Source organism: Heyndrickxia acidicola, assembly GCF_001636425.1.
Classification (GTDB): domain Bacteria; phylum Bacillota; class Bacilli; order Bacillales; family Bacillaceae_C; genus Bacillus_AE; species Bacillus_AE acidicola.
In genome coordinates, this window is the sequence record NZ_KV440953.1 from 103,884 (window position 1) to 123,355 (window position 19,472).

The 19,472-nt window shown below is 39.2% G+C and carries 18 protein-coding genes, 1 pseudogene and 1 riboswitch; of the genes and pseudogenes, 18 read left to right on the top strand and 1 reads right to left on the bottom strand.

What is annotated here, in order from left to right; genetic code table 11:
• Positions 1–363: 363 nt before the first annotated feature.
• From A5N88_RS00420 to A5N88_RS25700, 12 genes and pseudogenes are all read left to right on the top strand, one after another.
• Positions 364–2,061, top strand: a complete 1,698-nt coding sequence (locus A5N88_RS00420; protein ID WP_066261691.1) for a long-chain-fatty-acid--CoA ligase — start codon at positions 364–366, stop codon at positions 2,059–2,061.
• A 365-nt stretch (positions 2,062–2,426) separates the two neighbouring features.
• Positions 2,427–3,011, top strand: a complete 585-nt coding sequence (gene fadR, locus A5N88_RS00430; RefSeq protein WP_066261695.1) for a fatty acid metabolism transcriptional regulator FadR — start codon at positions 2,427–2,429, stop codon at positions 3,009–3,011.
• A gap of 30 nt (positions 3,012–3,041) precedes the next feature.
• Positions 3,042–3,815, top strand: a complete 774-nt coding sequence (locus A5N88_RS00435) for an enoyl-CoA hydratase (RefSeq protein ID WP_066261697.1) — start codon at positions 3,042–3,044, stop codon at positions 3,813–3,815.
• A gap of 72 nt (positions 3,816–3,887) precedes the next feature.
• Positions 3,888–4,661, top strand: a complete 774-nt coding sequence (locus A5N88_RS00440; RefSeq protein WP_066261699.1) for an electron transfer flavoprotein subunit beta/FixA family protein — start codon at positions 3,888–3,890, stop codon at positions 4,659–4,661.
• Between the two features lie 89 nt (positions 4,662–4,750).
• The gene (locus A5N88_RS00445; protein ID WP_066261702.1) at positions 4,751–5,731 is read left to right on the top strand and encodes an electron transfer flavoprotein subunit alpha/FixB family protein; all 981 of its coding nucleotides are present in this window, start codon (positions 4,751–4,753) and stop codon (positions 5,729–5,731) included.
• Positions 5,732–6,117: 386 nt separating this feature from the next.
• Positions 6,118–6,885, top strand: a complete 768-nt coding sequence (locus A5N88_RS00450) for a cytochrome c oxidase assembly protein (protein WP_066261703.1) — start codon at positions 6,118–6,120, stop codon at positions 6,883–6,885.
• Between the two features lie 145 nt (positions 6,886–7,030).
• On the top strand, positions 7,031–7,345 hold the full coding sequence (gene trxA / locus A5N88_RS00455) for a thioredoxin (protein WP_066261704.1): 315 nt from the start codon (positions 7,031–7,033) through the stop codon (positions 7,343–7,345).
• A 332-nt stretch (positions 7,346–7,677) separates the two neighbouring features.
• Positions 7,678–9,450, top strand: a complete 1,773-nt coding sequence (gene uvrC, locus A5N88_RS00460) for an excinuclease ABC subunit UvrC (RefSeq protein ID WP_066261709.1) — start codon at positions 7,678–7,680, stop codon at positions 9,448–9,450.
• A gap of 56 nt (positions 9,451–9,506) precedes the next feature.
• Positions 9,507–9,685: riboswitch (Lysine riboswitch) on the top strand.
• 373 nt (positions 9,686–10,058) lie between these two features.
• The gene (locus A5N88_RS00465; RefSeq protein WP_066261710.1) at positions 10,059–11,294 is read left to right on the top strand and encodes an aspartate kinase; all 1,236 of its coding nucleotides are present in this window, start codon (positions 10,059–10,061) and stop codon (positions 11,292–11,294) included.
• 157 nt (positions 11,295–11,451) lie between these two features.
• Complete coding sequence (locus tag A5N88_RS25690; RefSeq protein ID WP_232317493.1) at positions 11,452–11,574, top strand: transposase; 123 nt, start codon at positions 11,452–11,454, stop codon at positions 11,572–11,574.
• Positions 11,575–11,973: a hypothetical protein gene (locus A5N88_RS25695; RefSeq protein WP_232317494.1), complete on the top strand. Its 399-nt coding sequence runs from the start codon at positions 11,575–11,577 to the stop codon at positions 11,971–11,973. It abuts the gene before it with no gap.
• Positions 11,967–12,854: pseudogene (locus A5N88_RS25700) on the top strand (IS3 family transposase); the annotation flags it as partial. The gene A5N88_RS25695 and the pseudogene A5N88_RS25700, both read left to right, overlap by 7 nt.
• A 55-nt stretch (positions 12,855–12,909) precedes the next feature.
• Here A5N88_RS25700 and A5N88_RS00480 read toward each other — a convergent pair.
• On the bottom strand, positions 12,910–13,359 hold the full coding sequence (locus tag A5N88_RS00480; RefSeq protein WP_066270084.1) for a YslB family protein: 450 nt from the start codon (positions 13,357–13,359) through the stop codon (positions 12,910–12,912).
• Positions 13,360–14,402: 1,043 nt separating this feature from the next.
• Here A5N88_RS00480 and A5N88_RS00485 point away from each other — a divergent pair.
• From A5N88_RS00485 to A5N88_RS00510, 6 genes are all read left to right on the top strand, one after another.
• On the top strand, positions 14,403–15,023 hold the full coding sequence (locus A5N88_RS00485; protein ID WP_066261713.1) for a succinate dehydrogenase cytochrome b558 subunit: 621 nt from the start codon (positions 14,403–14,405) through the stop codon (positions 15,021–15,023).
• A 62-nt stretch (positions 15,024–15,085) separates the two neighbouring features.
• On the top strand, positions 15,086–16,837 hold the full coding sequence (gene sdhA / locus A5N88_RS00490; RefSeq protein WP_066261714.1) for a succinate dehydrogenase flavoprotein subunit: 1,752 nt from the start codon (positions 15,086–15,088) through the stop codon (positions 16,835–16,837).
• A 134-nt stretch (positions 16,838–16,971) separates the two neighbouring features.
• Positions 16,972–17,739 (top strand): succinate dehydrogenase iron-sulfur subunit, encoded by a 768-nt coding sequence (gene sdhB / locus A5N88_RS00495; protein ID WP_066261716.1) that lies wholly within the window; start codon positions 16,972–16,974, stop codon positions 17,737–17,739.
• A gap of 130 nt (positions 17,740–17,869) precedes the next feature.
• Positions 17,870–18,337, top strand: coding sequence for an acyl-CoA thioesterase (locus A5N88_RS00500; protein ID WP_066261719.1), 468 nt, complete (start codon positions 17,870–17,872; stop codon positions 18,335–18,337).
• Positions 18,338–18,574: 237 nt separating this feature from the next.
• Positions 18,575–18,799: a helix-turn-helix domain-containing protein gene (locus A5N88_RS00505; RefSeq protein ID WP_066261722.1), complete on the top strand. Its 225-nt coding sequence runs from the start codon at positions 18,575–18,577 to the stop codon at positions 18,797–18,799.
• 208 nt (positions 18,800–19,007) lie between these two features.
• The gene (locus A5N88_RS00510) at positions 19,008–19,466 is read left to right on the top strand and encodes a MarR family winged helix-turn-helix transcriptional regulator (protein WP_066261724.1); all 459 of its coding nucleotides are present in this window, start codon (positions 19,008–19,010) and stop codon (positions 19,464–19,466) included.
• Positions 19,467–19,472 lie beyond the last annotated feature (6 nt).

Sequence of the window (19,472 nt, forward strand, 5' to 3'; positions counted from 1 at the left end):
TTTATATAAGTAAGAGGCAGAGGCGTTATTATCGTTCTTGCCTCTTTTTTTATGCTCTTTTAAGCGCTGAATGCTAATTTGATATGTGGGTTTTATTTGGTGAATAGGGGATTTTAGGAAATCGGTGCAGGCAAAATTCGGAATCGTCAGCTGCAGAAAACAACAGGCCGCTATAGCAGAGCATTTCTACTTTATTTTAGAGAAAAGTGCGATTAACAGGCTTTAGCATAGCGAGCATAGAAGCTGATGCATCAGGTTGTATGTTGTATGGGGTTTGAAATTGTCAGCTGAAGTACATTGGCTTATAATGAATGTATAATCGTGGAATTTTTTTATGATTTTGATAATTTGGAGGGGAATCTTATGGATAACAGACCTTGGCTGCTACAATATCCAAAAGAAATTCCGGCAGAGCTTGAATATGAACCAAAGCCAGTGCATGCTTATTTAACGGAATCAGCACGTATCTATGCCAATAAAAGTGCGCTTCATTTTATGGGAAAGGAGCTTACTTATAAAGAAGTGTATCAATCCTCTTTAAAGCTTGCCCGCTATTTAAACACCATTGGCATTAAAAAAGGAGACAGAGTGGCCATCATGCTTCCAAATTGTCCTCAGGCTGTTATCGCCTTTTATGGTGTTTTATACGCAGGTGCAGTTGCAGTGCAGACCAACCCCCTTTATACAGAAAGGGAGCTGGAATATCAGTTGGCAGATTCAGAAGCAAAGGCCATTATAAGTTTGGATATTTTATTTCCTCGTATTTCAAAGATCAGAAAAAACACCGACCTAGAGCATATTATCGTAACCGCTATCAAGGACTACCTGCCATTCCCTAAAAACGTTGCATATCCATTTATACAGAAAAAACAATCAGGAATAGTGGTTTCAGTAAAGCATGAAGGGAACCATCATCTGTTTAAATCCATTATGTCGGGCACCAGTCCTGCAGCCTGGGAGGATCCTGCATTCAACTTCGAAGAGGATTTGGCTATATTGCAGTATACAGGCGGTACAACGGGCATGCCGAAAGGAGTCATGCTAACCCATAAAAATTTGATTGCGAACGCTTCCATGTGCGATGCGTGGATGTACAAGGCTGAAAAAGGCAAGGAGATCGTTCTGGCCATGCTTCCATTTTTCCATGTATACGGAATGACAACGGTCTTGATTCTTTCTGTTATGCAGGGCTATAAAATGATTTTATTACCTAAATTTGATGCAGAAACAACTCTTAAAACGATTCAAAAGGAGCGTCCAACCGTTTTTCCGGGTGCTCCCACAATCTATATCGGTTTATTAAATCATCCGAAAATCAATAAATATGATCTATCATCCATTGATTCCTGTATAAGCGGGTCCGCTCCGCTTCCTGTTGAGGTTCAGCACAGGTTTGAGGAAGTGACGGGAGGAAAGCTGGTGGAAGGGTATGGTTTATCAGAATCATCCCCTGTCACACATGGTAATTTCATTTGGGAAAACAGAGTTTCAGGCAGCATTGGAGTCCCTTGGCCCGATACGGACGCAGCTATCTTTTCATTGGAAACAGGCGAACCCCTGCCGCCCAATGAGGTTGGGGAGCTGGCAGTCAAAGGCCCTCAGGTCATGAAAGGTTACTGGAAACGCCCTGAAGAAACGGACGCTGTCCTGAAAGATGGCTGGCTTTTAACAGGCGATTTAGGGTATATGGACGAAGATGGTTATTTTTATATCGTAGACAGAAAGAAAGATATTATTATTGCGGGAGGGTACAATATATACCCTCGCGAAGTGGAGGAAGTCCTCTATGAACATCCTGGTGTACAGGAGGCTGTGGTTGCAGGTATTCCGGACCCTTATAGAGGAGAAACAGTAAAAGCTTACGTTGTGCTGAAAGACGATGCCTCCATTACAGAAGAAGATCTTAATGCGTTTACGAGACAATATTTGGCTGCTTACAAGGTTCCGAGAGTGTATGAGTTTAGAAAGGAATTGCCCAAAACAGCGGTAGGAAAAATTTTGAGAAGATCACTGGTCGAAGAAGAACGCAAAAAACTTCAAAATGAGGAAATCATCGGGTGAGCAAGGAATAAAGCTGGTATGTTTGCAAACGGCCATTGTAAAGAAAGAGAGTATGGCTATGTTATTGATTGTTTGTGGAGAACATAAATGATGTATGGAGGATGTCCCTATTGGAGGACATTCTTCTTTTTTGGGCCTGAGAGAAGCTCTGTGGCAGCACTTTTATATATTAACGTACAAAAGGGGTCTGACCCCTTTAGTAGAGTAAAGTGCAATTTCAGCAGAGAGGTTGCACTTTTTGTTAATTTGTGTGAACATAACTTGACAGAAGAATAATATCCTTTTATCATTAAGTTATGAATGAATGGTCATTCATTTTCCATTCATTCTTATTATTTTGTATATAAACGGAAGGTGATAGCCTCTTGAAGAAAAACAAACCGAAGTATAAACAAATTATCGATGCAGCTGTCATTATTATTGCAGAAAATGGCTATCATCAAGCCCAAGTCTCAAAAATAGCAAAGCAAGCAGGAGTTGCTGATGGCACCATCTATCTGTACTTTAAAAACAAAGAAGATATCCTAATATCCTTGTTTGAAGAAAAGATGGGCATATTTATCGACAAAATTAACGAAGTTATTGCAGGAAAACAAAAAGCTTCGGAGAAATTATTAGTGATGGTGGAAAACCATTTTAAAATACTATCTGATGATCATCAATTGGCAGTTGTAACGCAATTGGAGCTGCGCCAATCCAACAAGGAGCTTCGTTTAAAAATCAATGATGTCCTGAAAGAATATCTTCAACTGGTAGATGAAATTCTCCTGTATGGCATTGAAACAGAAGAATTTTCCAAGGACTTAGATGTCAGATTAGCGAGACAAATGGTATTTGGCACCATTGATGAAACCGTTACAACATGGGTGATGAACGAAGAAAAATATGATCTTGTTGCACTCGCGCCGGCCGTACACAAGCTTCTTACAAACGGCTGCCGGGGGCTGTAAAAGGATTCGACAGAAAAGGGGATGCTTGCAATGAACTTTTTAACTTTGACAAAGGAAGATGGTATTGCTTACGCTTCTATAAACAGACCGCCTGCCAATGCCCTGGCAGGTGAGTTAATCTCTGAGATTTCCGAATTGCTGAATGAAGTGGAAAACGACAAAGAGATCAGAGTGCTTATCCTGCACGGAGAAGGCAGGTTTTTTTCTGCAGGAGCAGACATAAAGGAATTCACTACTGTTGAAAGCGAAGGGGAATTTGGGCAGCTTGGCACATTTGGGCAGACTGTATTCGAGAGAATTGAGTCCTTTCCCAAGCCGGTCATTGCAGCCATCCATGGTGCAGCTTTAGGCGGGGGATTAGAGCTTGCCATGGCATGCCATATCCGACTTGTTTCCGAGAATGCGAAACTGGGACTTCCGGAGCTTCAGCTTGGACTGGTACCTGGATTTGCCGGTACTCAACGCCTTCCTTATTACGTAGGGAAAGCGAAAGCATTTGAAATGCTTTTTACAAGTGAACCAATCTCTGGAACTGAAGCAGTGAAATGGGGTCTTGCTAACCAGGCTTACCTAGAGGGAGAACTGCTGGACAAAACAAAAGAACTTGCACAAAAAATTGCAAAAAAGAGTCCTTTAGCTTTAAAAGCTGCTATTGAACTGGTAAACTATCATAAGAGTAAGCGCTTTTATGAGGGTTCCATCCGAGAATCCGAACTGTTTGGAGAAGTATTTGTTTCTAAGGATGGCCAGGAAGGAATTAACGCGTTTATTGAAAAGCGTACACCGATTTTCAAAGGTGAATAATGCTTTTCTTTAACATAAATTTTCTCAATATTTATAACTGGAGCAATGTTTTAAATCATAGGAGGGACTTTAATGAATATCTTCGTGCTTTTGAAAAGAACATTTGATACAGAGGAAAAAATATCCGTCTCCAATAATTCCATTCATGAGGATGGCGCTGAATTCATCATTAATCCTTACGACGAATACGCGGTAGAAGAAGCGATCCGCCTTCGCGATGAAAACGGAGGAGAAGTGACCGTCGTTTCAGTAGGAAATGAAGAAACAGAAAAACAATTGCGTACGGCTCTTGCAATGGGTGCTGATAAAGCAGTTTTAATTAATACAGAGGATGACCTTGATCATCATGACCAATATACTACTTCTAAAATTCTTGCTGAGTATTTAAAGGATAAAGAAGCGGATATCATTATTGGCGGAAACGTTGCGATTGACAATGCTTCCGGTCAAGTGGGCCCTCGTGTGGCTGATTTGCTGGATATTCCATACATCACAACAATTACGAAGCTTGAAATCAACGGCAGCACAGTAACGGTAACACGCGATGTTGAAGGGGATTCCGAGGTAATTGAAACTTCCTTGCCGCTCCTAGTAACAGCACAGCAGGGACTTAACGAGCCAAGATATCCTTCTTTGCCAGGGATTATGAAAGCAAAGAAAAAACCGCTTGAAGAGCTTGAATTAGATGATCTGGATTTAGAAGAAGAGGATGTAGAAGCTAAAACCAAAACAATTGAAGTCTATCTGCCTCCTAAAAAGGAAGCTGGAAGAGTGCTGGAAGGCGAATTGACAAGCCAGGTTCAGGAGCTTGTTCAGCTGCTTCATAAAGAAGCGAAAGTAGTCTGATCTTAAGATCGCTGCTGCGAGTCATTTCAATACACTTGTTGGGTTTTTATAAAATCGTTTTAATCAGGACAAACAGGAGGTAATATCAAATGGCTAGAAAAGTATTGGTTTTAGGAGAAGTTCGGGATGGAGCGCTTCGCAATGTTTCCTTTGAAGCAATTGCAGCTGGAAAAACAATAGCAGAAGGCGGAGAAGTTGTAGGGGTATTACTGGGAGACTCTGTAACCGCTTTAGCTGATAAACTCATTCACTATGGGGCCGACAGGGTTGTCGTAGTGGAGGATCCGAAATTGAAAAACTATTCTTCAGATGGTTTTTCTCAAGCCTTCTTAGCGGTTGTTGAATCTGAAAGCCCTGAGGGGATTGTTTTCGGTCATACAGCACTTGGGAAAGACCTCTCTCCTAAAGTGGCAAGCAGACTCAGCACTGGTTTGATTTCCGATGCAACTGGTGTTGAAGTGGAAGGCGGAAATCTGGTATTTACAAGACCAATTTATTCAGGTAAGGCATTTGAAAAGAAAATTGTAACAGACGGAATTATTTTTGCTTCCATTCGTCCAAATAATATCCCTTCTTTAGAAGCGGATGAGTCACGCTCCGGGGATGTAAGCTCCGTTTCTGCTGAAATAAAGGATCTACGTACGATTATTAAGGATGTCGTGCGCAAAGCTACTGAGGGTGTAGACTTATCGGAGGCAAAAATTATTGTTTCAGGAGGCCGCGGAGTGAAAAGCGCAGATGGCTTCGAGCCTTTAAAAGAGCTGGCTGCGGTTCTTGGAGGGGCTGTTGGGGCTTCCCGTGGAGCATGTGATGCGGATTATTGTGATTACTCTCTGCAAATCGGTCAAACGGGTAAAGTGGTTACACCAGACCTATATATTGCATGCGGTATTTCAGGAGCTATTCAGCATTTGGCTGGTATGTCGAACTCTAAAGTCATCGTTGCCATTAACAAGGATCCGGAAGCCAATATCTTCAAGGTTGCAGACTATGGAATTGTCGGCGATCTATTCGAAGTTGTGCCTCTATTGACAGAAGAATTCAAAAAACTAAAAGTAACAACAGCTTAATGAATCGTGAATAGGAAGAGGCAGGGGGATTTTGCTCCTGTCTTTTTTTATTGGCTCTGTTAGTTTTCTATATTGAAAACTGCTCGCTTTTCATTCGTTTAAAACTTCTATTTCACACGAATGAGTTAAAAAAACAACAGAGTACTTTATAAAAAGCCTTTTTATTAAATAAATTATTTACCCAATGCAGTTTCTATTTAGCTCCAACGCTATTTCTAACTTCTCCCTGGATACGACAATATCAGATTTTGAACAACCTCGGTGTATTTCCTTCTACGATATGCTTACGCCGATATTTTCTTATTTCATTTGCTTTTTCCTTGGATTCACCATATAAGCATCTTAGCTTGCCAATGAATAGGATAGTGTTAAAAGGGAAGAAGGCAGTGGAAAAAGTAATGAATTTGTTTGATTGGGCTATGATTAATTATAAAGACAATCCGATTCTGAATTGTCTTTTACTGTGCAGTGTAAGCCTTTATGTAAGGATGTGCTTTGTTTGGTTTAATGGAAAAAAAGACTGTAAGAAAATCATCCTTTTTTTTATGGGTCTAGGATTTTTGTGGGTTTTAAAAGGGAGTCCTTTCGCTGTTATTGAAAATGGCTCGATGAGTCTGCATATGCTCATTTTAAGCTCTTTGTGCTTCCTTGTTCCTCCTTTCCTTCTGGCTGGACTCCCGAAGAAAATTACTCAGAGACCAAGCAGAGGCTGGAGTCGTGTGTTTCTCTCATTATTTGCAATCCTGCTTTTCCTCTATCATATCCCCTTCATCCAATCCCTTTTGATGTCATCTCCATTTCCTAATAATCTTTACGAATGGGGGCTGTTTATATTCGCATTGGGAGCCTGGATTCCATTAATGAGTTTAGGGGATGGGGAAAAAAGAAGCCCTTTGTGTTTGTCCTATAAAACCTTAAGCGTCATTTTGATACTGCCATCATGTATTTTTCTTGTGCTCTATTCATTTTTTTCAACAGAAACCGATATGTTTTCCAATATGTTAGGAATATGTATGCCAAAGGACTATCGTCATTTCGTCCCTTTTCCATTTAATACGAAATATGATTTGGTGTTATCCGGCTTTGAGATGTTCATCATCCATAAAATGGGGATGAAAGGAACTGAATTACTATTAGCCTGCCTGTCTAAATAAATGCATACTTAAGCCTGTTTCTTTTGAATATACACTGTCTAAAAGGGTATAGTAACATCGAGCAAAATATTAGCATCCTTAGTTAATCGGTGCTATACTGACTTTAGTATCACCATTTTTTTGTTATAATTAGGAGGTTAAATACATGGCAATTACACATGCTACAGATAAAAATTTTTCAACTGAAATCAGTGAAGGTTTAGTATTAACAGATTTCTGGGCAACTTGGTGCGGACCTTGTAAAATGATTGCACCGGTTCTTGAAGAACTTGATGCAGAACTTGGCGATAAAGTGAAAATTGTAAAAGTAGATGTTGACGAAAACCAAGAAACTGCCAGCAAATATGGCATTATGAGCATTCCAACTTTAGTCGTTATGAAAGACGGCAAAGAAGTTGATAAAGTGATCGGTTACCAACCGAAAGAAGCTTTGGTTGAATTAGTTAACAAGCACCTGTAAGGTCAATAAATCCGAGTCCCAGGACTCGGATTTTTCAATGGAATAAGAAAATATAAAATAACTTATTATTTAACCAATGTAAAGGATTATAAAAAATCCTCAAATTCCATTATAGAAAACCTCAAAATTTTTCTCCCAACAGAAAGCCGCCTCCTTTAACAGGTTCATGTTGGTTAAAATCCCCAATGTTAATTCATACTTCCTCTTGCTGAAATCGAACGTATGTGTGATAATAGGTAGTTGCAAGGAAATAATAAAACATGAATTTTACTCTTCATATATCCACTCCTATCGTATGAATACAGCCTAAACAAGCCTGAGGTGATGAGGATATGAATGAAACGATAAAAAATAAACTGGCCATTCTTCCAGATCAGCCAGGATGCTATTTAATGAAGGACCGTCAAGGCACCATTATCTATGTAGGAAAAGCAAAGGTATTAAAAAATCGAGTAAGGTCTTATTTTACCGGCTCACATGATGGGAAAACGCAAAGGCTGGTTTCTGAAATAGAGGATTTTGAATATATTGTTACTTCTTCCAATCTTGAAGCACTCATTCTGGAGCTTCATCTAATTAAAAAGCATGATCCAAAGTACAATATCATGCTAAAGGATGACAAGACATATCCTTATTTAAAACTGACAAATGAACGACACCCGAGGTTAATCATTACTCGTAAAGTCAAAAAAGATAAGGGGAAATATTTCGGCCCTTATCCTAATGCACAGGCAGCGAATGAAACAAAAAAATTGCTCGACCGACTTTATCCCCTTCGTAAGTGCACAACACTTCCGGACAGGGCGTGTCTGTATTATCATCTTGGTCAATGCCTGGCACCATGTGTGAAGGATATTCAGGAAGCCCAATATAAAGAGATCATTGATCAAATATCCAGGTTCTTGAATGGAGGTTACAAAGAGATAAAAGAAGAACTTACCAAGAAAATGCAGGATGCTGCTGAAAATCTGGAGTTTGAACGTGCTAAGGAATATCGCGACCAAATTTCCCACATTGATGCCACAATGGAAAAACAAAAAATGACCACCAATGATCTGGTAGACAGAGATGTCTTTGGCTTTGCTTATGATAAAGGCTGGATGTGTGTACAGGTCTTTTTTATCAGACAGGGGAAATTGATAGAGCGGGATGTTTCGATGTTCCCGATTTATAATGAGCCTGAAGAAGAATTTTTAACATTTCTGGGACAGTTTTACTCAAAGCCCAGCCACATTAAGCCTAAAGAAATATTGATAAATGAGCATGCTGATAAAGAATTGGCAGAACAGCTCCTGGAAACACGGGTGCTGCAGCCTAAAAAAGGACAAAAACGGGAATTAGTAAAGCTGGCTGAAAAAAACGCTTCTATTGCCTTAACCGAAAAATTTTCTTTGATTGAAAGAGATGAAGAAAGAACGATTAAAGCGGTGGAAAATTTGGGCACAGCCATGGGGATTTATACGCCTTACAGAATCGAAGCATTTGATAACTCGAACATACAGGGGACAAATCCCGTTTCAGCGATGGTCGTTTTTATTGATGGGAAGGCAGAGAAAAAAGAATATCGGAAATATAAAATAAAAACGGTTGAAGGTCCGAATGATTATGAGTCTATGAGGGAAGTCATCCGGAGAAGATATACCCGTGTATTAAGAGAAGGGCTCCCGCTTACAGATCTCATTATTATTGATGGCGGCAAAGGCCAAATCGAGGCTGCAAGGGATATCCTGGAGAACGAGCTCGGATTGGAAATTCCTGTTGCAGGGCTGGCTAAGGATGATAAACACAAAACATCCCAACTGCTGTTTGGAAGTCCTTTGGAAATAATACCACTTGAAAGGAACAGCCAGGAATTTTATTTGCTTCAGAGAATACAGGATGAAGTGCATCGCTTTGCTATTACCTTTCATCGTGATCTAAGAGGAAAAAGTGCATTTCAATCAAGTCTTGATGATATTGCCGGGATTGGTCCTAAGCGCAAAAAACAGCTTTTGAGCCATTTCGGTTCTATAAAAAAAATGAAAGAAGCATCCCTTGAAGAATTTATAGAGCTCGGTATTCCAAAACCTTCAGCAGAGCTTCTAGTAAAAAAATTTCAAGGATAATATAGTCAGAATATAGTAGCTGTGTTATACTATTAAAAATTAAATAATGATTCATTAAAAGTGATAGAGGTGCGAAACTAATCAGTAAAAGCTTGGAGAAGAGTGAGATTCGTTGAAAAGCTTTGAAAGGGAGTTTTGCCGAAGTGGAAAGAAATCTCATTTTTCTTTTCGCTGGTCCCGTATTGAACAAGTACCGGGATTGTCAAGATGTCTGTCTTGGAGAGCTATCTCATTTATGAAATAGATAATCGTACGGTTATTACTTCATGCAATGGGATAGTGTTCTCATTGCTTTTTTTATTATTTAAACTCTCTCTTAAATGTTTATGGTGATGGCAGCGGAAGGCACGAGACTCCTGCGGGAAAAGCTGGCATATGGGAGACTCCGCAGGAGCTTGCTATGATGAGGCGCCCTGCCCAGCGCGGAAAGTGAGTAACTGCAGAGGAAATCAACCAGCAGGATGGTAAGGGCTGAGACTATAGTTTCAGTTTCCCCTGGTTAATTTGATTTCATTTTTGATGGCAGCAAAAGTCACGAGATTGAATTATTTTTTGTCCTTTATATTCTGAAAGATCAATAATTACTTCTATAGAAAGAGGCGAGCGTATTGGGACTAATCGTACAGAAATTTGGCGGAACGTCAGTTGGCACTGTTGAGAGGATACAAAATACGGCAGAACGAATAATTGAGGAAATTATAAATGAAAATCAGGTAGTAGTAGTAGTATCGGCTATGGGGAAAACGACAGATCAGCTTGTCAGCATGGCAAAGCAGCTTTCAGAGAATCCAAGTAAGCGCGAAATGGATATGCTGCTATCAACTGGAGAACAGGTCACAATTTCACTGCTGTCTATGGCGCTTGCTGAAAGAGGCTATGATGCCGTTTCATTTACAGGCTGGCAGGCGGGAATTTTGACCGAAGAAGTACATAGCAATGCCAGGATTGTGGATATCCAAACAGAAAAAATTAAACATCATTTAGACAGCAATCAAATCGTAATCGTAGCCGGTTTTCAGGGCGTAACGGTGAATGGAGAGATTACGACACTGGGCAGAGGCGGTTCAGATACAACGGCTGTAGCACTTGCAGCTGCTCTTAAGGCGGATAAATGCATGATTTATACAGATGTAACAGGTGTGTATACGTCGGATCCCCGTTATATCCCTGCTGCACGAAAACTGGAATCTATTTCGTATGATGAAATGCTGGAATTGGCCAATCTTGGTGCAGGCGTTTTACATGCGAGAGCCGTAGAGTTTGCGAAAAACTTTCAAATACCGCTTGAAGTATGTTCAAGTATGGTAAGGGAACCAGGCACAATCATAGAGGAGGAAGTTACAGTGGAAAACAATTTAATTGTCAGAGGCGTTGCTTTTGAAAAAGAAATCACACGAATTACAGTTTTTGAGCTTGAGAAGGGACTGCAGAATCTTTCTGGCATCTTTACGGCACTTGCAGAAAAAAATATTAACGTAGATATCATTATTCACAATCAAGCTGCTACTGAAAATGCGTATCTTTCTTTTTCTATTAAATCGGAGGATTTGAAAGAAACAATAGAAGTACTGGAAGGGTACCAGGAAAATCGAGTATTTGAACATTTTGAATATGAAACCGGACTTGCCAAAGTTTCTATAATAGGATCGGGCATGATTTCAAACCCTGGTGTTGCTGCTCAAATGTTTGAGGCACTTGCAGCTGGGAATATCAGAATTAAAATGGTTAGTACGTCTGAAATTAAAGTATCGGCTGTTATAGATGAAAATGAGATGGTGAATGCGGCAAACATTCTTCACAAAACATTTGAACTGGATACCGTAAAAGAAGAAATAAAAAATTAAGAATAAAGAAATGCCATAAGAAAAGCGGGAGCGTCTTGCTCATCAGCATACGTATTTCGCAGTCTTATGTGGAGCTGGACACATGTAAAAAGGACCCCTTTATATAATGAGCACCCCAAAAGTTAGACCAAAAACTCTAACTTTTGGGGTGTTTTTTATGGTTAAATATGATGAAGGATTTAAGCAACAGGTTGTGGACGCTTATCTCGCTGGAGAGGGTGGCTATTCTTATATAGCTAAGAAGTTTGGGGTTCGGAGTAAAACAAATGTAAGAAAATAGGTGAGTGCGTTTGAACAATTTGGCAAGGATGGGTTACTTAGAAAGAAACTTAAAACTACATATCCTGTTCAATTTAAGTTAGATGTCTTAAACTATAAATTAAAAACAGGAGAATCTTTTGAATCAGTTGCTTTAGAATTTGGCATTCATGAGCCGCCATTGATTGTGAATTGGATGAATTCATGGCAAAAGGAAGGCGTTGAAGGACTCTCCAAAATAAAGGGGCATCCATTTATGTCAAATAAACCGAAGAAAAAAGAGTCAGAGAAAAAATTGACGAAGGAACAACAACTCGAAAAAGAGATAGAGTTACTTCGTGCTGAGAATGCCTATTTAAAAAAGCTCCGAGCTTCAGGGATAAATATTCCGAGCCGACTGCTAAAACAGAATCGAGAGTAATCCATGTACTCAGAAAAGAATTCAAACTAGCTGTTATCCTTGAAGCAATAGACTTTCCAAAGGCAACTTACATGTACTGGCAAAAACGATTGAATGAACCCAGTCCAGATGAAGAAATAGAAAGAGTTATTAAAGATATCGTTGATAAACATAAAGGAAATTATGGATATCGCCGAATTGATATGGAATTACGTAAGAATGGTTATGTAGTAAATCATAAGAAAATTCTACGGATTACAAATAAACTTGACATTACTTGTAAGTCGTACACACGTAAGTCTCGTAAAATTAGCACTTACAAAGGAACGATCGGTAAGATTACAAAAAACCTTATCCACCGAAGATTCTATACGAACATTCCACATCAAAAATTAACAACTGATACATCAGAATTCAAATACTACACGACCGATTCTAATGGGAAAATGATCATCAAGAAGGCATATTTAGATCCATTTCTAGATATGTTTAACGGTGAAATTCTATCCTTTAGCGTATCAGAACAACCAAATGCAAAAGCTATTATAGAGGCTTTGGATGAAGCCATTGATATAACAAAAGATTGCCCATATCGAACGACTATCCACTCTGATCAGGGGTGGGGATATCAAATGAAGGCATATGTAAAAAAACTAAAAGATAATAATATATTTCAAAGCATGTCAAGAAAAGGTAACTGTCTAGATAATTCGCCAATGGAAAATTTCTTCGGTATTATGAAGCAAGAAATGTATTACGGCAAAATCTATCACTCTTTTGAAGAGTTAAAACAGGCCATTACAAACTATATTTTTTATTATAATAATGAACGAATAAAAGCAAAATTGACTGGCATGAGCCCGGTTGAATACCGTCTTCATACCAGCCAATTAGCTGCTTAATATTTAGTCTAACTTTTGGGGTTCAGTACAATAAGGAGTCCTTTTTACATGTTTATCAAATTGAGTCTCTTGAATCCCATTGGACAATGAAATGAACCTTTTTTCCTTTTTTGATGATTTCATCGTTAGCTTCTGTAAGGACATTCCTCTGTGTTTGCACTTGTTCAGCTAAAAAACCTGCTTCCAGTTTAAAGCGAGTCTCCGCTTTACGTTCAAACTGTCTTGTAATAAGCTCGCTTGTCAGTTCAAGTTCTATTCCATGCTTATCTTGTTTTAAGACGGATAAATTTCCCCACCCGGCTTCGTTGAAGAATGCAATAATTTCATCCATAGACATTAGAGGGAATTTTCGGGCTAAATGTTTGCCGGCCCAATATAAAATTTCGGAGGTATCTTTACCAAGCAGTTCAGGTATAAGAATGTTCCTTAGTAATTCATAAGCGAAGGCTGGAACTGTCAGCTCTTCTTTTTCATTCGTTTGGTTGGTGGTTTGTTCCAATTCCATTTCCATTTCAGTAGCAGCTTTCACGTTATTCCCCTCTTTCTCTATGATTATTATATACAAAAACAGCGGTGATTTTAATATAAAATTTTATGAGAAAATCTTTAAAAGTATGAAATTCTGTTGTTTATTGGCTTATTTGTGTAAAATGGCGGTTTCAAACGCTTTTTCAGCTAATCTAAAAGCAGTTTTCAATATTAAAGAAATTTAACAGAACCTATAACGTTGCAAGAAAACAATAGATAAATATTTATAAAAAATACGATACTCTATTTTTAAAAAATATACCCTGCTTATTGTAAAAATAACGGCATCATAAAGTTATTTTCAGCTTTCAATCATACAGATGCCGGGTTTGCATACAAGTGTATTGGCTGCCATTTAAATGATAGGATCTATTAATCTTGCATGTTGATTTTCGCTTCAGGCACTCGCTTTCTGCTTCAATCAACATAGGTTTAAAATGATCATGAATCTTTAACTGAAAATGATAAAGGATCTTTTCGCTAAGACTGCTTCTTTTTCGTAAGCTCTGTTGAATTTCTATGTTGATAACTGTTCCTTTCTTTCCTGTAACGTTTCAGCTGTACTGAAAGGCGTGTGAAACAGCCGTTTCACACGAATGAGCTAAAAAACAACAGAGTCCCCTAACAAAGCCTTTTAGTAAAATGGATGTATTCTTTTAATAGCAACAAAGTTTACGAAAGGAATCATGATAAAACTCTAGATTGGCTTAGTGTTAAAAAATAATAAGAATTATGTCACATTTTCTTATTTCGCTTCCTATTCATTTTTACATAAAGGCGAAAAAACTCATTATTGTAATAAAACAATTTTCTGAAAAATTAGACGAGTAATCTTGCTAAAAAGTTATACTTTTCACTAGATTTTATGTATGCGTTTCCTTGACGCTCCTAATTCCCGGGAGTAAAATGTATATGTCACATAATTGTTATAAAATTTTTTATGCATAGCAAATAGACTTACATATTTATAGTTTAAGTTTTCTCTATGCATGAAGGCGTACATCTTAAGGGGGGTAAAATATGGCTGGTAATCGCGAATTTTTGAACCGCAGACTGCATTCTTTACTCGGTGTTGTACCAATTGGTTTATTTATGGTCATTCACTTTGTAGTAAACTATAGTGCAACTCACGGAGCGGCGGCTTTTAATAAAGCGGCTGAGAATATGGAGAGTCTTCCATTTGTCATTTTTCTTGAAATCATTTTGATCTATCTTCCATTGCTGTTCCACGCAATATATGGACTTTATATTGCATTTACAGCCAAAAACAATGTTTCGAAGCTTGGTTATTATCGAAATTGGATGTTTTTATTGCAGCGTGTATCTGGAGTAATTCTTCTTATATTCCTTGCATGGCATGTTTTTGAAACACGCATCCACGTACATGCCTTAACCTTCGATGTAATGGCAAACATCCTGAGCAATCCTTGGAATGTTGCATTCTATATAATCGGGATTATCAGTGCTACTTTCCATTTTTCAAACGGATTATGGTCATTTATGGTTAGCTGGGGAATTACACAATCTCCACGTTCACAACAAATCTCGTCTTATGTAATGCTTGTTGTGTTCCTTGTGTTATCTATTATAGGTGTTCGTGCAGCTCTTGCTTTTGCCTATCCGGATTTATTTATTCATTAATAGAAACAATAGGTTATAGAGCTTGAGGTTAGAAGATTGGGTTTGGAAAAGGAGTGAGTGAAATGAGCAAAGGAAAAATCATTGTTGTCGGCGGTGGACTAGCCGGTTTGATGGCAACAATTAAAATAGCCGAAGAAGGCAAGCAAGTAGATCTATTTTCATTGGTACCAGTTAAGCGTTCTCACTCTGTGTGTGCACAAGGTGGAATTAACGGAGCGGTTAATACAAAGGGTGAAGGCGACTCACCATGGCTCCATTTCGATGATACGATCTATGGCGGAGACTTTTTAGCGAATCAGCCTCCGGTAAAGGCAATGTGTGAAGCAGCACCGGGAATTATTCACTTATTTGACCGTTTAGGTGTTATGTTCAACCGTACACCGGAAGGTCTTCTTGATTTCAGGCGTTTTGGCGGAACTCAAATGCACAGAACAGCTTTTGCGGGTGCGACTACCGGACAACAACTTTTATATGCCTTAGATGAACAGGTTCGAAGACACGAAGTAGCTGGCCTTGTTAATAAATTCGAAGGCTGGGAATTCCTTGGAATTGTTCAGGATGAAGAGGGAGTATGCCGAGGCATTATGGCTCAAAACCTTACAACAATGGCCATCCAATCCTTCCCGGCTGATGCTGTTATTATGGCTACCGGAGGTCCTGGAATTATCTTCGGAAAATCAACAAACTCTATTATTAATACTGGCTCTGCAGCGTCAATCGTGTATCAGCAGGGTGCAAAGTACGCGAATGGTGAATTTATTCAAATTCATCCTACGGCAATTCCCGGGGATGACAAGCTTCGCCTCATGAGTGAATCTGCACGCGGTGAAGGCGGACGCGTATGGACATATAAAGACGGAAAACCTTGGTACTTCCTTGAAGAGCGTTATCCTGCTTACGGAAACCTTGTGCCTCGTGATATCGCAACTCGTGAAATCTTTAATGTATGTGTGGACATGAAGCTGGGCATTAACGGTGAGAACATGGTTTATCTTGATCTTTCTCATAAAGATCCTCATGAGCTTGATGTTAAGCTTGGCGGAATTATTGAAATTTATGAGAAATTCGTCGGCGAAGACCCTCACAAGGTTCCGATGAAAATATTCCCTGCAGTCCATTACTCTATGGGCGGTTTATGGGTAGATTATAAACAGCAAACAAGCATACCTGGATTATTTGCTGCAGGTGAGTGCGACTACTCTCAGCATGGTGCAAACCGTCTTGGTGCAAACTCGCTGCTTTCTGCCATTTATGGAGGAAGTGTTGCCGGTCCTGAAGCTGTTCATTATGTGGAAGGCCTGCAAAAAGGTACTGATGCCGTTTCTTCTTCTGTATTTGACAATGCGGTTAGACATGAAGAGGAAAAATGGAACAACATCCTTTCATTGGATGGAAACGAAAATGCATATCTGCTTCATAAAGAGCTTGGAGAATGGATGACAGACAATGTAACAGTTGTCCGCTACAATGACAGACTTCAGAGGACAGATGACAAAATTCTTGAGCTGATGGAGCGCTGGAAGAAAATTAATGTAAATGATACAGGAAAATGGAGCAATCAGGGAGCTGCATTTACAAGACAGCTTGGCAACATGCTTCAATTAGCCCGTGTTATTACAATTGGTGCCCTTAACCGTAATGAAAGCCGCGGTGCGCACTATAAGCCTGATTTCCCTAAGCGTAACGATGAGGAATTTTTAAAGACTACCATCGCTGCTTATGATGCTGATACAAATACTCCTGAATTCAGCTATGAAGAGGTAGATGTTTCTCTTATTGCTCCACGTGAACGAGATTACAGCAAGAAACATTAATGAGGACTCTTTAAAAAGACTTTATAAAACTTGTTTACTATTATGCAGGATAGTCCCGATATACTTAAAAACTTCGTGTATACTAGCTTACCAGCTTATGCATGTTGAATCTGAATGAAAAGAGGAGAATAGGGATGAGTGAACAAAAAACAGTACGCTTTATTATAACTCGTCAAGATAATCCCAATTCCGCACCCTACGAGGAAGAATTTGCTATTCCTTACCGTCCTAATATGAACGTTGTGTCAGCTTTAATGGAAATCCGGCGCAATCCAGTTAATGCACAGGGCAAGGAAACTAAAGCGATTACGTGGGATATGAACTGTCTGGAAGAAGTTTGTGGTGCTTGTTCAATGGTGATAAACGGAAAGCCGAGACAATCCTGTTCTGCGCTGGTTGACCAGCTTGAGCAGCCTATCCGTCTTGCTCCAATGCGTACATTCCCGGTCGTACGCGATCTTCAAGTAGACCGCAGCAGAATGTTTGATTCTTTGAAAAAGGTGAAAGCATGGATTCCGATTGACGGAACGTATGACCTTGGTGAAGGTCCGCGAATGCCTGAGAGAAAGCGTCAGTGGGCCTATGAGCTTTCAAAATGTATGACTTGCGGAGTCTGCCTGGAAGCTTGTCCAAATGTAAACAGCAAATCTAACTTTATCGGTCCTGCACCGCTGTCACAGGTTCGGTTATTTAACAGCCATCCAACAGGTGCCATGAACAAGGATGAACGTCTGGAAGCCATTATGGGCGACGGAGGACTTGCCAACTGCGGAAATTCCCAGAACTGTGTTCAGTCTTGTCCTAAAGGCATTCCATTAACAACATCGATTGCGTCCTTAAACCGTTCTACAACGTTCCAAATGTTTAAAAATTTCTTTGGAAGCGACCATATGGTGGACTAATCAACAATGATAAAAAGATCTCCTATAATGGGGATCTTTTTATCATTTCCCTTTAAACTTTACGGAGAACCAGTTATAATAAAAGAAAAAATGAATGGTAATTCATTCATTTGCTGAGGAGAGAAAAAAGTTGAGAAACATATCATATATACATAACTTTCAAGAATGGAAAAATGAATTCTCATTTTTTCATCCTGTAAAAGTGCGGTTTTCAGAAACAGATATGTTTGGACATTTAAATAATACTGTCCCTTTTGCTTATTTCGAAGAGGCAAGAATTGAATTTTTGAAGAAAAAACAATTTATGCAGGATTGGGTCCGGAAAGACCATGAAGCCATTCCTGTTGTGGCGGATTTGCAATGTGATTATATAAAACAGGTATTTTTTGATGAATTACTGCAGGTGTATGTAAAGGTGGAAAAGGTGGGCAGCTCCTCTTGTGATATTCACTATATGGCAGTGGACACAAAAGGAGAGGTTTGTTTTGTCGGCCGCGGTGCCATGGTGCAAATGTCCATGGGCACTGGGAAAGGAATTGCTTTTACTGACGAGGAAAAGCAAAGGCTGCTTTCCAGTTCAGTCATGATGGAAGTATAGGACAATTGTTCACAGCACAAATACAAATTGGGTGAAATTCCTTTTTTAAAGAAAAGAAGGCATTTTGGTGCCAAGGGACAAGTTAATAAAATAAGAAATTAACACATTTTTGCCTATTTAATCGATTCCTTGCCTTATGCGTGTCACTCCCAAACTTTCTTTCACATATGATATCCTGACAATAAATTACCCATCCCCGCGGTTTAGAGCTGGCGAAGGCAAGGAGGGTTACAATAGTTGAAGGACAACGAATTCACTCACAAACCGCTGCTTACAAAAAGAGAAAGAGAAGTGTTCGAACTGTTGGTTCAGGATAAGACAACGAAAGAAATTGCAGGCGAATTGTTTATAAGTGAGAAAACAGTTCGAAATCATATTTCCAATGCCATGCAAAAGCTTGGAGTCAAGGGTCGTTCACAGGCTGTCGTGGAGCTTCTGCGCATGGGAGAGCTAAAGCTATAAAGGGGAACCGGCTGCTTTAAGGCAGCCGGTTTTTCTTGCTTGAAATAGCACTCGTAATTCTTTTCTTGAATTTTTAAGTGAAAAAGGTGAAAATACCTTTAAGAGTGATTTTACTGTTTTTGCGAATGAAACACCTTACTGTATTGATTTGTAGATTTATAGATAAATTGTTGTATTTTTCCATTTAAACAGGGGGTAGTCCAAAAAGATGAAAGATGAAAAACAATTAAAGCAGCATGACATAGATGTCATTTCCCGTATAGAGAAAGACCTGCGGTACATAGCGGCCATTATCAAGCAAAAAGGCAGGGAGTTATTAAGCAGTTATACCATCACGCCTCCTCAATTTGTTGCGCTTCAGTGGCTGTTTGAAGAAGGCGATATGACGATAGGCGAATTATCGAATAAAATGTACCTTGCATTCAGTACGACAACCGATTTAATTGATCGCATGGAAAAGAACGAATTGGTAATGAGGGTGAAGGATCCGCATGACCGGCGGGTAGTGCGCATCCACCTGTTGACAAAAGGCAAGGAAATGATTGATGAAGTAATTAAGAAACGTCAAAAATATCTCCATGATGTGCTTTTGGATTTTTCTCCAGAGGAAGTATCCATTTTAAAAGATTCCTTGATTAAATTACATCATGAAATGAAAACAGAATGAGGCGAG